Origin of the sequence: Shewanella subflava (assembly GCF_025971955.1) — a bacterium.
In the GTDB taxonomy this organism is placed as follows: domain Bacteria; phylum Pseudomonadota; class Gammaproteobacteria; order Enterobacterales; family Shewanellaceae; genus Shewanella; species Shewanella subflava.
Map to the genome: position 1 here is coordinate 281,685 of NZ_JAPDMX010000028.1, position 15,415 is coordinate 297,099.

The following is a 15,415-nucleotide window of genomic DNA, read 5'->3' on the forward strand; positions in this document are numbered from 1 at the left end:
ACTATGATGGGATCACCGATTGGGTGACGTTAACATGGCCACAATGAAACGTGGCTATGTTTTGCATCACCGCGCCTATCGTGAGTCAAGCGTGATTGTAAACTTGCTCGTCGATGGTGTCGGGCGAGTTGACGCTATTGTTCGAACAGGTAGCGGTAAACGTTCTATTAAGTCTATTTTACAACCCTTTCAACCCCTCATTATTCAATTTAGTGCTCAGTCTGAAGTCAAAAATTTATCGCTCAAAACCATTACGCATATTGAGGCGGCCGCGCCTGCAATTCCATTATCTGGTAATAGCTTATTTTCAGGTTTTTATTTAAATGAGCTATCTGTTCGCTTATTAACGGTCGAGCACCAAACCGAATCTTTATTTTTAGCTTATCATCGAAGTGTTTTATCGTTGGCTCAGGCCTTTTGTTCAAGCCATTTACGTTTTTATGAGAAAGCGCTGTTAAGCGAGTTGGGTGCATTGCCTTCATTGCAATATGATGTTGATGGGAATGCTATTGCTGGAGAAACATTTTATCGTTTAGAGGCAGAATGCGGCTTTATTCCTGTATTACAGCATGCTGTTGGTGTGTTTAGCCATGGTAAAAGTGTCGTCCCAGGTGCAATGTTGATTGCTCTTCACCTTGAAAATTTACCTGAAGAACATTTAAACTCCGCTAAAGGGTTAATGCGTTTTTTACTTAGGCCGTTACTCGGTACTAAGCCATTATTAAGCCGTCAGTTATTCATTAAATAATCTCGAATTCAGTCACGGTTGTCAGTACAATAACAACCACACTATTTTGTCATCACGTTAAGGAACCTTCCGTGAGCGCTATTCTTTTAGGTATTAATATCGATCATATTGCGACCCTTCGTCAGGCTCGTGGCACTAATTACCCCGATCCAATTCATGCAGCGGCCGTGGCAGAGCATGCTGGCGCAGATGGCATTACCATTCATTTACGTGAAGACCGTCGCCATATTCAAGACAGAGATGTGTATTTATTAGCAAAAACCCTTAAGACACGGATGAATTTTGAATTTGCTGTGACAGAGGAAATGATTGCGATTGCGTGTGAGGTTAAGCCTGCTTATGCTTGCTTGGTACCAGAAAAGCGTGAAGAGTTGACGACAGAAGGTGGTTTAGATGTTGCTGGTCAGCTAGATAAAATCACATCAGCAGTCACTCGATTGGCAGCTCAAGGAATTAAAGTCTCTCTATTTATTGATGCCGATAAGCAGCAAATCGATGCGGCGGTAGCATCGGGTGCGCCCTATATCGAGATCCATACAGGCTGTTATGCTGATGCTCATACTGATGCAGAGCAAGCTTATGAGTTAAAACGTATCGCCGAAATGGCAGCTTATGCCCATAGTAAAGGCTTAGTCGTTAATGCCGGTCATGGACTGCATTATCATAATGTGAAACCTATTGCAGCAATCCCTGAATTGTATGAGTTAAATATTGGTCATGCTGTGGTTGCCCGTGCAGCTATTGATGGGTTGGAAAAAGCCGTACGCGATATGAAGCAATTGATGCTTGAAGGCCGTAGAGGCGAATAATGGCAATCATCGGCATAGGCACTGATATTGTTGAAATTGCACGAATACGTGCACAACGTGAACGCATAGGCGACAAGTTAGCTAAGCGTATTTTGACCGATGCCGAGTTTGCTGTGTATTTGCAATCTTCATTACCAGAGCGTTTTCTGGCAAAACGTTTTGCCGCGAAAGAAGCTGCTGCTAAAGCGTTAGGTACTGGAATTGGGCGGGGCGTGTCTTTTCAACATATTCATATTGGTAATGATGAAAATGGCGCGCCAACCTTGAGTTTTAGTGCTGGAGCTAAAGCCCGGCTTGAGTTATTGAGTGGGCATCATGGGTTTATCAGCATTGCAGATGAACAACACTATGCTGTTGCAACTGTGGTGCTAGAAAGTGAGTGAACAGTGTGGTGTTGGTTTTACATCAGGCGCAATAGCGCCTTTTTTAATGGGCTTTTAAAATCTTCAGAGATGCGCTAAGTTAACAGCATAATAACAACATGCATCGAGAGCCATTATGAAATCTGCCGTAGAACAACTTGCTACTTATAAAAGCGTTCATTTGAACCCCAAAAACATTAGAACGCATTTTTTCGGGGTGCCAATGATCATTTGGTCAGCTTTTTTGATGCTAGGTACGATTCGTTTTGAACTGGCTGGTGTAGAATTAAGTGCGGCTATGGTACTCATGTTGTTGGTATTGGCTTATTACTACAAGCTCCATGTTAAACTGGCTTTCGGGTTAACCTTGTTCATTATTCCAGTATTAATTACTTCGGAAATGGCTGTTCATACCGACAAGCCGTTTATGTTGGCAATCTCGATATTCGTTATTGGTTGGATAATTCAATTTGTTGGTCATAAATATGAAAAAGCGAAGCCCGCGTTCATGGATGATTTAAACCAACTATTAATTGGCCCATTTTTCTTAATGGCTGAATTGTATTTTATGCTTGGTTGGGAAAAACAGTTAGATGCTGAGATTACTCCAATTGCCAGAGAAAAGCGCCGCGCCATGGAAGCGGCAAAGCGGGCAGTGTAGCGAATGATTTTACCGTAATAAAAAAGGCGCAGAGCGCCTTTTTTATTACTTACTGAAAGTATTAGCTTATTTCATCGTCATCGTTTTTTTCAACAATGGGTGAGTTAGGCATAATCCGCACTAATTTGATCATATTGTCGGCAACTTCTATGACTTCAATATGATAATCAGCTAAACGAAGACTGGTTTTTGCCGCAGGGATATCTTCAAGATATTCGACAATCAGGCCATTTAACGTTTTAGGGCCATCGATGGGGAAATCCCATTTCATTTCTTTGTTCAGATCACGAATGTTAATCGTCGCATCAATTAAGAAACTACCATCTTGTTGGATATTAATATCTTCACTGGGCGTGGTCATCATCGATGTGGTGAAGTCGCCAACGATTTCTTCCAATATATCCTCAAGCGTAACCAAACCTTGAATATCACCGTATTCATCTACCACTAGGCCAATACGTTCTTTATTCTGTTGAAAATTAGCCAGCTGCACGTTAAGTGGCGTACCTTCAGGAATGAAGTACAACTCTTTTACGGCGCGTAACAATGATGACTTACTGAATTGTTCTTTTGATTGCAGGCGCAATGCGTCACGCAAATGAATAAACCCTACAGCTTCATCTATCGTGTCACGATATACCAATACGCGCGTATGTGGACTTTGAGTGACCAGTTTATTAATCAGTTTAAAGTCATCGTTCATATTAATGGCGTATATGTCTGAACGCGCGATCATAATATCTTCAACAGTGACTTTTTCTAAGTCTAATATCGACAGCAACATTTCTTGGTGACGCTGCGGGATCAAAGCGCCCGCTTCATGCACAACGGTTCGAAGTTCTTCCTGGCTTAATGCATCATCCGTTTGCACCGTCTTAATGCCCATTAGGCGTAAAAATCCAGTGGTGATAATGTTGAGAGATTTGACCAAAGGAAGTAAAAGGATCAATAACCACTTTAATAATATGCTTGATGGAAAAGCGATGCGCTCAGGATGCAAAGCTGCGTAGGTTTTTGGGGTGACCTCTGCAAAAATTAATACCACAACCGTTAATACCCCGGTGGCAATGGCCACGCCAACATCACCAAATAGACGCATCCCGACAATCGTTGCGATAGCAGATGCAAGGATATTGACCAAGTTGTTACCAATTAGGATAAGACCGATTAAGCGATCAGGTCTATCGAGCATTTTTAATGCTCGTTGGGCACCTTTATGCCCACTGCCTGCTAGATGGCGAAGTCGATAACGGTTTAACGTCATCATGGCGGTTTCTGAACCCGAAAAATAAGCTGAGATCAGTAATAAAACCAAAAGGAAAATCAGGAGTGCGCTGGTAGATATAGCGTCCAAAGAAAGGGGCTCCGTTTTTGCATATAAGCTGTTTTTTACAGCTAAAATGGATGAATTAAGTTGGACATTATTAATGACTGACAAAAAGAGTCAAGAGATATGCGGGGATATTATCAGCAAAGTAAAAAAAGAAAATGAATATGCAGGTAAAAAAGTCTCTAAATACTAAAGAAAACGACTACTCTGCTGGATAGCCGTTATCTTTAAAGGCTTAAGTATGTCGCTTAATTGAGGATAAGCTCTTTCACAATGCGAGCACCGAAATAGGCCAATGATAATAAGCCTGCTCCAGACAAACTATAAAGCACAGCGGTGCGGATACGACAGCCTATAGTGTAATGTTGCCAAAGCATCGCGCCATAAACTAGCCAAGCGGCGATAGATAAGATGGCTTTGTGTCCTTTACCTTCAACGAACATATCTTCAAGGAAGACAAACCCAGTTATCAGTGACAGGCTCAGTAACACAAACCCGATTACCACGAGATGATATAATTGACGCTCAACTGTCATCAATGGTGGCATTGAAGGGCTCATTATCATTTTTTTGGTTTTGAGCTTATTTTGAATCATCCATAATTGTAATGCGTAAAGTGCGGCAATCATTAAGGCACTGTAGGCCATTAGCGATAACACCACATGGGCTAAAATCTCAGGGTGTAGTTCAAAATGAGTAATAAATTGCGGTGGCAATAACCACAGTAAAGCCACAGATATGATCGAGCAGGCATATATTACTGGCAACACGACAATGACTTTTAGTCGCGGTAATGTCACGGTAAAGGTAAAAGCGATTATCCAGTTCACCATTGAAATCACATTGGTTAAACTGAAGTTTTGCCCATCGAGGGTAAAAATGGAATTCGATAACGCAAAACCATGCATTACCACACCCAAAGCAGAAATAATCATAATGAGTTTGCGATTAGGGCCATCAGCATGAAATAGCCGGCTAGTGGCAAGAATCAATGCAATACAATAAAACAACATAGCCGAAGCAGAAAAAATAACCATCCGATTAGAACCTATCAAGTTATACAGACATGTTGACTAGACAAAATATCACGTCATGCAAAGTACACGGGCATTATGAGGTTAGACTAACATGAAGTGACCCTATAAGGGCAGTGACCTAATACGCAAAATTTAACAGTATCTTACTCTTAGTCGCAAATAATTTACGTTTAGACATAAATGATGCTGAACACACCGTTTAAATTGATTGTTTTTCGTCAACGCTTGCATCTTTGCAACCCGCTTATAAAATCGATAGCGCTAAAAATGAATAAATTGTCACACAAGCGCGCATCTTAAAAATTTTTGAGTATAATAGTGCGCATTATCGAGAAGCGTATTAAGAGCGGTTAAATGTTTGAGAATCTATCTGACAGACTATCTAGAACACTAAAAAATATCAGTGGTCGTGGTCGATTAACGGAAGACAACATTAAAGACACCTTACGTGAAGTCCGCATGGCTTTGCTCGAGGCTGATGTTGCGTTACCTGTAGTAAGAGAATTTGTTAACAGCGTCAAAGAGCGCGCTGTTGGTCAAGAAGTCTCAAAAAGTTTAAGTCCTGGACAAGCTTTTATTAAGATTGTTCAAAGTGAGCTTGAACGTGCAATGGGCGAAGCAAATGAAGCGTTAGACTTAGCTGCACAGCCGCCAGCTGTGATTATGATGGCAGGTTTACAAGGTGCCGGTAAAACGACTTCAGTGGCTAAATTGAGTAAACTGTTACGTACTCGCCATAAAAAATCCGTTTTAGTTGTCAGTGCCGACGTTTATCGTCCAGCAGCGATTAAACAGCTTGAAACATTAGCCACAGAGGTTGAGGTTGAGTTCTTTCCCTCTGATGTCAGTCAAAAGCCATTAGATATTGCTAAAGCCGCCATTGCTCATGCCAAATTAAAGTTCATTGATGTTGTTATTGTCGATACTGCAGGTCGTTTGCATGTTGACGAAGCCATGATGGATGAAATTAAAGAACTTCATGCGGTGATTAAACCAATTGAAACCTTATTTGTTGTTGATGCTATGACAGGTCAAGATGCGGCAAATACGGCAAAGGCATTTAATGAAGCATTACCACTTACAGGGGTTATCTTAACCAAAGTGGATGGCGATGCACGTGGTGGTGCTGCGTTATCTATACGTAGCATAACCGGTAAGCCGATTAAGTTTTTAGGTGTGGGTGAAAAAACCGATGCGTTAGAACCTTTCCACCCAGATCGTATTGCATCACGTATTCTAGGCATGGGCGATGTACTGTCGCTTATTGAAGAAGTTGAACGTGGTGTCGACAAAGACAAAGCGATGAAGCTTGCTTCAAAAGTCAAAGCGGGTGGAAGCTTTGATTTAGAAGACTTTCGTGAGCAATTGCAGCAAATGAAGAATATGGGCGGCATGATGAACATGATTGAAAAGCTGCCAGGCGTTGGCCAATTGCCCCCTGAAGCTTTAGCGCAAGTACAAGATGGAAAAATGACTGGGCAAATGGAAGCCATTATTAATTCCATGACAGCCAAAGAGCGTAAAAATCCTGATGTTATTAAAGGCTCACGTAAGCGTCGTATCGCATTAGGTTCAGGTACACAAATTCAAGATGTGAATCGTTTATTGAAACAATTTACGCAAATGCAAAAGATGATGAAAAAAATGTCATCTAAAGGCGGCATGAAAAAAATGATGCGTGGAATGAGTGGGATGCTTCCACCTGGCATGAAAATGCCTGGCCGTTAATTTATTTCAATCTCCGTAAGTGGTCACCTGCTTGGCAACTATAATCCAGTTTTGCTGTAAAAAACGGCACTGTGGGTTGCAATAGTTTCAAAGTCAGGTAAAATCTTCCGGCTTTCTTTCTGGGACCTTCGCGAACACGGGTTCCAGTTTTTATTTTTGCTTCTAGCAAATCATTAGAGGAATAAAACGCATGGTTACCATTCGTTTAGCTCGTGGCGGCGCAAAAAAGCGTCCATTTTACAATATCGTTGTTGCTGATAGCCGCAATGCTCGTGACGGTCGTTTCATCGAACGTGTAGGCTTCTTCAACCCACTAGCTCGTGGTCAAGAAGAAACTTTACGTTTAGATTTAGACCGTGTTGAGCACTGGGTTGCTACTGGCGCGGCAACATCTGACCGTGTTGCTAAGTTAATTAAAGACGCACGTAAAGCTGCTGCTTAATTGCGTTTAGGTATAGATTGATGAGTAGTAACCAACAGCCGATTGTGCTGGGAAAATTAGGCGCAAGTCATGGCATTAAAGGTTGGCTAAAAATCACTGCCTATACCGATTCTGTTGAAGGCATTTTTGATTATTCTCCTTGGCTCATTTATGACCAAGGAAAATGGCGTGAAGTTAAAGTCAGCCAATGGCGTTCACAAGGTAAAGCAATAATTGCTGAGCTTGAAGGTGTAACGTCGCGGGAACAGGCGCAAATGCTCACAAATTGTGAAATTGCGATTATGCCTGAGCAAATGAAAGAACTCAGTGATGATGAATTTTATCACCGAGATCTTATCGGATGTGAAGTGACAAATAGTAACGGCTATAACATGGGTATTGTCGACCAGATCGTGGAAACAGGATCAAACGATGTATTACTTGTTAAAGCTAATGCCAAAGATGCTTTTGGCAAAGCGGAACGTATGATCCCCTTTGTCCCTGAACAATTCATTTTAAAAGTGGATTTGCAAGGTAAACAGATAACAGTGGATTGGGATCCTGACTTCTAAGTCGAGGTACAACACATGTGGTTAGGGGTAATAACCCTGTTTCCAGAGATGTTTCGTGCCGTTACAGACTTTGGGGTGACGGGGCGAGCCGTAAAAAACGGCCTGCTTGAGGTGCAAACGTGGAATCCTCGTGATTTCACCCATGATAGACATAACACGGTTGATGATCGCCCTTACGGTGGTGGACCTGGAATGTTAATGATGGTGCAACCTCTACGAGATGCCATTCATGCAGCAAAAGCTGCAGCGGGTGACAGAGCGAAAGTGATTTATCTATCTCCTCAGGGACGCAAGCTGGATCAGCAAGGTGTCACTGAGTTAGCTAAATCAGACAGTTTGATTTTAGTGTGCGGTCGCTACGAAGGTATCGATGAGCGCATAATTCAAACTGAAGTGGATGAAGAATGGTCAATTGGTGATTACGTGCTTTCGGGCGGTGAAATACCAGCAATGACTTTAATCGATTCAGTGGCGCGCTTAGTACCAGGTGTACTAGGTAAGCAAGCTTCAGCAGAGCAAGATTCTTTCTCTGATGGGTTACTGGATTGTCCTCATTACACGCGCCCTGAAAACTTAGATGGCATGGATGTACCAGCAGTGTTGTTGAGCGGTGACCACGAAAAAATTAGACTCTGGCGGTTGCAACAAAGTATCGGAAGAACTTTTTTACGACGACCAGAAATATTTGAAAATCTAGCTCTGACTGACGAGCAAACCGCATTATTAGCGCAGTTTGTTAACGAAACGGATACGTCCGTATAGTCATCGCTTCAGTTATTCTAGAACGGAGTAAGTTATGAACAACATCATTAAAATGCTCAACGATGAGCAAATGAAAACAGACGTACCTGAATTTGGTGCTGGTGATACAGTAGTAGTTCAAGTTCGCGTAAAAGAAGGTGATAAAGAGCGTCTTCAGGCTTTTGAAGGTATCGTTATCGCAAAACGTAACCGTGGTTTGCACTCTGCATTCACAGTTCGTAAAATCTCTAATGGTGAAGGTGTTGAGCGTGCTTTCCAAACGCACAGCCCATTAATTGCTAGCATCGAAGTTAAGCGTCGCGGCCGTGTTCGTCGTGCTAAACTTTACTACTTACGTGAGCGTTCAGGTAAATCTGCACGTATCCGTGAAAAATTGGCAACTAAGTAATAGTTATCAATTTAGTTTAAAAGATGCAGTGTTCGCACAACTAACCGCCGAAAGGCGGTTTTTTGTTTTCAGCCCTAAACCACCGACTTCAGTAGGTGGATATCATCAATTAGGCTTTGCCTGAAGTATGTTCAATGGTATGGAGGAGTAAGGCAATGTTTAACGACTTTTAAGCACGCCGAGGTTGCTTTCATACCGGTTTGCTTATCGCATCCATGCGATACACGGCTTATCAGTTCATTTGAACATAGCTTATTAACTCAAGTGATACGTAAGCTTTGCTAATGGTGCGGTACAAGCTTCTAAATCAGGGATGATTTAGTAGAGCCTATAGGGATATATTTACGGCGTCTTGTTAACGCATTTTAGGAAAGCGCCCTTTTAGGGCGTGATATCAAAGCCACCTTCTGAAGAAGGTAGCTATCATCAATTAGGTTTTGCCTGTTAAAATGCTCAATAACAGCGTTAAATTTTTAGATTGTAGAATAACGACTTATCGTAAAAATCTGCCTTGTCGTCATGCATTTTTCTCGGCTATTACTGAGTTCCTATTGACTGCGATAGATATGAAATACGAGTGTGTTACCAGAGTTACTGCAATATTTTCACATCTTGATTGAAATAAGCCTTGATCTCATGGTTACTCGCAGGCATAGTTGTCGTTAAAGTGTAATGGTGTATCATTACAAAATTACAAGTGGAGTGTTAATTATCGTTAACAAGCTCTACAAAGTTAACTTTTAAAAGATAAGAAGTGAGCCAAGATCATGCAGCAAGATACCATAAATAACGTTCATATTAGTTCTGAGCAAGTGCTCTCTACACCGACGCAGCTCAAGCAAGAGTTGCCTTTATCTGCGCATGCTTACCGCTATATTTTAGATGCACGTAAAACGGTCGCTGATATTGTACATAAGCGTGATAGCCGTGTACTTGTGGTAACCGGACCCTGTTCTATACATGATATCGATGCCGCTAAAGAATACGCATTAAAGCTCAAAAAACTCCATGATGAACTTAGCGATGAATTTTATATTTTAATGCGAGTGTATTTCGAAAAGCCTCGTACAACTGTAGGGTGGAAAGGTTTAATCAACGATCCCAATATGGATGAGTCTTTTGATGTTGAAAAAGGGCTAAGAATGGCGCGTGAGTTAATGATTTGGTTAGCAGAGCTCGAATTACCTGTAGCAACAGAGGCGCTTGACCCGATTAGTCCGCAATATATTTCAGAATTAGTCACCTGGTCGGCAATCGGAGCGCGTACAACAGAGTCACAAACCCACCGTGAAATGGCCTCGGGCTTATCTATGCCTGTAGGGTTCAAAAATGGTACTGAAGGTAAGTTAGATGTCGCTATTAATGCCTTGAAATCAGCTGCAAGCAGTCACCGTTTTATGGGAATTAACCAAGAAGGGCAAGTGAGTTTGTTACAAACAGCTGGTAATCCTGATGGACACATTATCCTGCGTGGTGGACTTGTACCAAACTATGATGCGCAGAGTGTTGCTGATTGCGAAACACAAATTCATAAGGCCAAATTAAATGCGCGACTTGTGGTTGATTGCAGCCATGGTAATTCCTCCAAGGATCACAATCGTCAAAAACAAGTATGTGAAGACGTATTTAATCAAATTGTTGAAGGCAATAAATCCATTATTGGTGTTATGCTAGAAAGTCATTTAAATGCGGGTAATCAAAGTACGAATAAGCCTTTAAATGAACTTGAATACGGTGTGTCGGTTACCGATGCCTGTATTGATTGGAACACCACTGAAACGATATTACGACAAGGCGCTAACCAGTTATCTGCAGTACTTCCGACTCGATTCGATATGCTGCAAGTTGTTAATGGTTAATGAAAAGTATGATGAATGAAAAAACCACTGCGGATTTAGAAAAGCTGCGCGATTTAATTGATGGCGTCGATCAACAACTTCTACATTTATTACGCAAACGTTTAGATTTAGTCGCTCAAGTTGGGGCGGTGAAGCATGCCGCAGGAGTGCCAATTTACGCGCCGCAACGTGAAGCCTCTATGTTAGCCAAACGCCGTGATGAAGCGCAAAAAATGAATGTGTCGCCACAGCTCATTGAGGATATTTTACGTCGATTAATGCGCGAGTCTTATTTGAATGAAAAAGATGTTGGCTTTAAACAAGTAAAGCATGATTTAGGTCATATTGTGGTTGTCGGGGGCGAAGGTCAGCTCGGACAGCTATTTACCCAAATGCTAACATTGTCGGGTTATCAAGTTAAAAGCCTAGACAAAAATGACTGGCATCGTGCTAATAGTTTATTTGATGGCGCTGGATTAGTCATTGTTACGGTTCCCATCAAAGTCACTTGTAGTGTGATTCGTGAGCATCTCACCAATTTACCTGAAACATGTATTTTAGCGGATCTTACGTCAATTAAAGAACAACCTGTTGAAGCCATGCTTAACGCACATAAAGGCCCCGTCGTTGGTTTACATCCCATGTTTGGCCCAGATGTTGGCAGTCTCGCTAAGCAAGTCATTGTGGTTTGCCATGGCCGTCAAAGCGAAGCATACCAATGGCTGCTTGATCAAATTGTTATTTGGGGAGCGAGAATTGTTGAAGCTGAACCGGTAAAACACGATAAAGCCATGCAACTTGTGCAGGCTATGCGCCACTTCTCTAGCTTTGTCTACGGGATGAATTTATGCGAAGAGCAGGCTGACATTGACACTTTATTGCAGTTTAGTTCACCAATATACCGGTTAGAGTTGGCGATGGTCGGCCGCTTGTTTGCTCAAGATCCTGAGCTTTATGCCGATATAATTTTTGCACAACAAGGCAGCCAAGATGCGATAAGTGACTATTTAGATAATTATCGCAATGCACTTGCATTGTTAAAGTCTGGCGACAGAAGTACATTTGTTGAAGAGTTTAAACGTGTTGCAAAATGGTTCGGTGATTTTGCTCCACAGTTTCAGCATGAAAGCAGAGCGATGTTGCAATCGGTTAATGATATGAAAGCAGGATAAGCATTTTTATCGTTTGTTGATTGCGTAAATCTAGTCTAGGGCTTATGTTTATAGTGTTGTAAAAAGAAGATTGTGTTGTCATGATGCAATTTCCGTTATTTTTATCATTCACCATGGAGATGAGCCCATGACAACATCCAATATGCTGTCTACATCGACACCACAAGATAAGACGGTTGGTCATTTTCTATATGCCATGATGAGTGCTTTTCCGCTATTTTTAATTCCGGTGCTAGTCAGCTTTTGGCTTAATCTTATACAGAAGAATATTCAACCTAATTCGTTACTTGCTTCCCATCTTCGCTGGCAGCGATTAAGCATTATTGGTTTATGCCCTTTCTTTATTGCCGGTTATTGCTTCAGCCCTGCATGGCTAAGTATCAGTATGTACTTGATAGGTATCAGCTGGTTTAGTTACCGCATATTTAAAGGTTGGGTCAGCTTAAATGAAGACTTGATGGTTTAAGTTAACCTCATCTCGGGATATAAATGCTTCCCAAACAGCCCTTTGTCGTGCTAACTGCGTTCATTAATGTGCAATAGGCTAGCTATTGACGAGTTAATGCGTCTTGTTTCAAAACACATGGCAAGTTTGCTACAAAATAAGCTCAATCAGTTGAATTCAGCTTATTGAACCCATCTCTTAAGCGGAGTTGAGGTTTAGTTATCATTTAGTAATAAAAAATGCCGGTTTTTACCGGCATTTTTTGCTTTTACTTATTGATAGAGCTCGTGAAGCAAACGGCTACTGGCGGTTGTATTCGGGTAGGGCAATACAATACCGTTTGAATGTAACTGCTTTGCAGCTTTCGCCTGAGCATAACCTAAGGTTTCGATCTCATGGCTTATGTTACAAATAATCGGTAAGTGGCAGGTTTGCTTCACAGCTACTAATGAGGATAAGTCCAAGCTGATGGTATCTGGTTTGGCAAAACTGCGTATACCAGAATCACACAGGATAACCTGTTGATTGCCCTTGGTAAGCACGGTTTGTGCTGACGATAACCAATCTTCTAAACTGGCAATGTGATTTCGCTCGATTATGACGGGCAAATTCAAACATCCTAGTTGTTCTAATAAATCCTGATTATACATATTCTGGCCACTTAACATCACCATATCAGCCAAGTGGCTGCAGGTAATGTCGGCTTCGTGTTCGATATAGATAACACTGACAAGTCCTGCTTGTTCTATAATTTGAAAATATTTTTTAAGCTTGTTATCACTTAGAAACGTGGCAGACTGATGAAGAATAATGGCTTGAAAACCGGTTTCCTTACTTTGTTTTGCAAGACTGGTTAATTCTGTTTCATTTTGAGGATTGCTAACAAATTGAAATGCGCCAAAGTGGCTACCGCCAACTTGCAAATGCTTACAATGCACTTCACTGTCTTGTGATTTGTATTCTCGACTGTACTTTGCTTCAGATAATTCGGTATTGCTTGTGGTTAATTCTGTATTTTTTGAGCTATCCGGCTCAATCAACAGTTGTGCTTGTGATAATTGGGTCGGTTTAACGGATTCGCAAGGATAACAGCCCAGTACTTTGATAAAGCGGGTTAATCGTTCTAATTCTTTAATCGCTTGCTGAACATTTTGATGTGCAAGGTTACCATCTATGTCGATATAAAACATTTCTTCCCATGGAGTACCAGGGATAGGTCTTGACTCCAATTTCGACATATTTAAGTTATGGGCTTTTAGCACTAATAAAGCTTCAACTAACGCCCCCGGTTTTTGACCTGTTGCCATAATTAAGGTGGTTTTTGCTGGTAGTTGTGTCGGCACACCGACAGCCTTTCTGGCAACGACAATAAAGCGGCTTTGGTTGATTTTTTGATTGGCAAGACCATCTTCAATTGCAGTTAGTTTATATAAGGCACCGCCTTCAGCACTCCCAATAGCAGCGACGTTTGCATTATCCGCCTCAATCACTTTCGCCATAGCTTCTGCACTACTAGAGCAGTACTCTAGTTTAAACTCAGGATGTTGGCTTAAATAGCGGCTGCACTGACTAATGGGTTGAGGATGAGCATAAACGGTTTTGATTTCTGCAGTGATTGCTCCAGGCTTTGCGAGCAAACAATGTCCTACTTCAATGGTTGTTTCACCGACAATAGACAGACTGGTGTGTTGCAATACGTCATAAACTTCATTGATTGAACCCGAAGAGGTATTTTCTATAGGTAAAAAACCATAATCAGCATGACCAGACTCTACAGCATTGACAATGTCATCAAAGCTTTGACAACCAAAATCAACCATGCTGACCTGACGTCGATCACAATAGCGTGTGGCAGCTAAGTAAGAGTATGAACCTCTAGCACCTAAGAAGGCGACGGTATATTGCTGTTTTTGGGTGTCAGGGTTTGCTCTACTATGCAAAAAAGCTTGCTGGTTAAGTACAGAATCTTCAATGATGCTTTGATAAAGTGAAATAACAAAATGTGCATCAAGGCCTTTTTCGCGCCCTTGCTGTACAAGGCGCTCTAGTAGCTCTTTTTCCCTTTGGGTATCGCGAATGGGTCTAATATCTACTTCCTTGCTACGGGCTACTTCAAGGCTTAATTCTCGACGTTTTGAGAGTAAGGTCAGTAATTCATTATCCAACGACGTAATTTGCTCTCGAGTTAGATTTAACCCTTGTGGCTTATTCATACTCACCTCTTAATATTGTTTAACAGATTTACTTTATTAACGAGTAAAACTAAAAAGCCTCCCACTTGGGAGGCTTTGGTATTTTCATTTTCTTTTTGATACAGAAAAACCGCCTCCCTATGTGGGCTGCATAAAAAAGGAAATAAAAACGCGACGGAAGATCTGATTCATAACTTAAAACTAAAACGTAGCTTGATAAGTGTCAATGTAAAATTACTCACTTTGCTAAAACAGCAATAAAAAGCGCACCCGAAGGTGCGCTCTGTGGATTAAATAAAATCAAGCTGCGGTTTCCTCCTTATAGACATACTCAAAGTCATCTTCCGCATTTTCAAATGTAGCATGACGTTGAGCCTGGGGTTTATCGGTCAGACGATTTAGCTGTTTCTCCAGCTTTTTACCCATTGCAGTAATTGCTGCGTAAAGGTTTTCATTTTTCGCCTGGGCAAATAATTCTCCACTTGGCAAGCCGATATTGGCTTCTATCTTGAAGAGTTGCTTTTCCTGAGTAATGATGATGTGTGGATTGATTAATTGGACATCGTGTCTGGTTAGTTTTTCAATTTGTCCTTCGATGCGTTCAAGAATAGGGGCAGTGACTTCAAGTTGCTTGCTAGTGATTTTCAGCATATTTTGAACCTTCTGTTGTATTGCTTAAGTTCAGATTACCAAGTTATCATACATAAAATGTGATCTTCGTCACATAATTAAAGGGGGGTTTAGCTGACAGATGCAAATTTGATCGCTTAGACATTTTCATTAAAAAGATGTCAAAAACCGCTTGAAAGACTCTTTTTTAAGGCGCATATTTGAATGGATAACAAGCCAGCTTTTTTGGTTTTTTGTTATTTTGTCGCTAAATTTCTCTCTCAATATCAATCGCAATATTTCTTACATTTCTTTACGTTTCGAATTCACCTAATTGATAT

16 protein-coding genes and 1 other annotated feature are annotated in these 15,415 nt (G+C 41.3%); of the genes, 12 read left to right on the forward strand and 4 right to left on the reverse strand.

Features of this window, described 5'->3' with window-relative positions; genetic code table 11:
* Positions 1–43 precede the first annotated feature (43 nt).
* The 4 genes from recO (at position 44) to OHT75_RS12955 (ending at position 2,580) form a co-directional block, all read left to right on the forward strand.
* Positions 44–748 carry a DNA repair protein RecO gene (gene recO / locus OHT75_RS12940; RefSeq protein ID WP_264727759.1) on the forward strand — a complete coding sequence of 235 codons (705 nt, stop codon included), beginning with the start codon at positions 44–46 and terminating at the stop codon, positions 746–748.
* A 71-nt stretch (positions 749–819) separates the two neighbouring features.
* Complete coding sequence (pdxJ, locus tag OHT75_RS12945) at positions 820–1,557, forward strand: pyridoxine 5'-phosphate synthase (protein WP_264727255.1); 738 nt, start codon at positions 820–822, stop codon at positions 1,555–1,557.
* On the forward strand, positions 1,557–1,940 hold the full coding sequence (acpS, locus tag OHT75_RS12950) for a holo-ACP synthase (protein WP_264727258.1): 384 nt from the start codon (positions 1,557–1,559) through the stop codon (positions 1,938–1,940). The genes pdxJ and acpS overlap by 1 nt, the downstream gene beginning before the upstream one ends.
* 115 nt (positions 1,941–2,055) lie before the next feature.
* Positions 2,056–2,580 carry an Mpo1 family 2-hydroxy fatty acid dioxygenase gene (locus OHT75_RS12955; protein WP_264727260.1) on the forward strand — a complete coding sequence of 175 codons (525 nt, stop codon included), beginning with the start codon at positions 2,056–2,058 and terminating at the stop codon, positions 2,578–2,580.
* A gap of 61 nt (positions 2,581–2,641) precedes the next feature.
* On the opposite strand, the gene OHT75_RS12960 is transcribed toward OHT75_RS12955, so the two are convergent.
* Both OHT75_RS12960 and OHT75_RS12965 read right to left on the reverse strand, forming a co-directional pair.
* The gene (locus tag OHT75_RS12960; protein WP_264727262.1) at positions 2,642–3,934 is read right to left on the reverse strand and encodes an HlyC/CorC family transporter; all 1,293 of its coding nucleotides are present in this window, start codon (positions 3,932–3,934) and stop codon (positions 2,642–2,644) included.
* Positions 3,935–4,158: 224 nt separating this feature from the next.
* Entirely contained in the window at positions 4,159–4,947 is a 789-nt protein-coding gene (locus tag OHT75_RS12965) for a cytochrome C assembly family protein (RefSeq protein WP_264727264.1), read from the reverse strand.
* A gap of 354 nt (positions 4,948–5,301) precedes the next feature.
* Between OHT75_RS12965 and ffh the strand changes: the two genes are divergently transcribed.
* The 8 genes from ffh (at position 5,302) to OHT75_RS13005 (ending at position 12,294) form a co-directional block, all read left to right on the forward strand.
* Complete coding sequence (gene ffh / locus OHT75_RS12970; protein WP_264727265.1) at positions 5,302–6,675, forward strand: signal recognition particle protein; 1,374 nt, start codon at positions 5,302–5,304, stop codon at positions 6,673–6,675.
* Positions 6,676–6,865: 190 nt separating this feature from the next.
* Positions 6,866–7,117 carry a 30S ribosomal protein S16 gene (gene rpsP / locus OHT75_RS12975; RefSeq protein WP_169563463.1) on the forward strand — a complete coding sequence of 84 codons (252 nt, stop codon included), beginning with the start codon at positions 6,866–6,868 and terminating at the stop codon, positions 7,115–7,117.
* Between the two features lie 20 nt (positions 7,118–7,137).
* Positions 7,138–7,668, forward strand: coding sequence for a ribosome maturation factor RimM (gene rimM, locus OHT75_RS12980; protein WP_264727270.1), 531 nt, complete (start codon positions 7,138–7,140; stop codon positions 7,666–7,668).
* 15 nt (positions 7,669–7,683) lie between these two features.
* Complete coding sequence (gene trmD / locus OHT75_RS12985; RefSeq protein WP_264727272.1) at positions 7,684–8,430, forward strand: tRNA (guanosine(37)-N1)-methyltransferase TrmD; 747 nt, start codon at positions 7,684–7,686, stop codon at positions 8,428–8,430.
* A 34-nt stretch (positions 8,431–8,464) separates the two neighbouring features.
* Positions 8,465–8,818, forward strand: coding sequence for a 50S ribosomal protein L19 (gene rplS / locus OHT75_RS12990; protein WP_188740919.1), 354 nt, complete (start codon positions 8,465–8,467; stop codon positions 8,816–8,818).
* A gap of 767 nt (positions 8,819–9,585) precedes the next feature.
* Positions 9,586–10,677 (forward strand): 3-deoxy-7-phosphoheptulonate synthase, encoded by a 1,092-nt coding sequence (locus tag OHT75_RS12995; RefSeq protein WP_264727276.1) that lies wholly within the window; start codon positions 9,586–9,588, stop codon positions 10,675–10,677.
* An 11-nt stretch (positions 10,678–10,688) separates the two neighbouring features.
* Positions 10,689–11,828, forward strand: coding sequence for a bifunctional chorismate mutase/prephenate dehydrogenase (tyrA, locus tag OHT75_RS13000; protein WP_264727761.1), 1,140 nt, complete (start codon positions 10,689–10,691; stop codon positions 11,826–11,828).
* 127 nt (positions 11,829–11,955) lie between these two features.
* On the forward strand, positions 11,956–12,294 hold the full coding sequence (locus tag OHT75_RS13005; RefSeq protein ID WP_264727278.1) for a hypothetical protein: 339 nt from the start codon (positions 11,956–11,958) through the stop codon (positions 12,292–12,294).
* Between the two features lie 251 nt (positions 12,295–12,545).
* Here OHT75_RS13005 and OHT75_RS13010 read toward each other — a convergent pair whose 3' ends face one another.
* Together OHT75_RS13010 and hpf are read right to left on the reverse strand one after the other, a co-directional pair.
* Entirely contained in the window at positions 12,546–14,486 is a 1,941-nt protein-coding gene (locus OHT75_RS13010; RefSeq protein WP_264727280.1) for a chorismate mutase, read from the reverse strand.
* A 47-nt stretch (positions 14,487–14,533) separates the two neighbouring features.
* Positions 14,534–14,654: a sequence feature (Phe leader region), on the reverse strand.
* Between the two features lie 111 nt (positions 14,655–14,765).
* The gene (hpf, locus tag OHT75_RS13015; RefSeq protein WP_264727281.1) at positions 14,766–15,116 is read right to left on the reverse strand and encodes a ribosome hibernation-promoting factor, HPF/YfiA family; all 351 of its coding nucleotides are present in this window, start codon (positions 15,114–15,116) and stop codon (positions 14,766–14,768) included.
* Positions 15,117–15,415 lie beyond the last annotated feature (299 nt).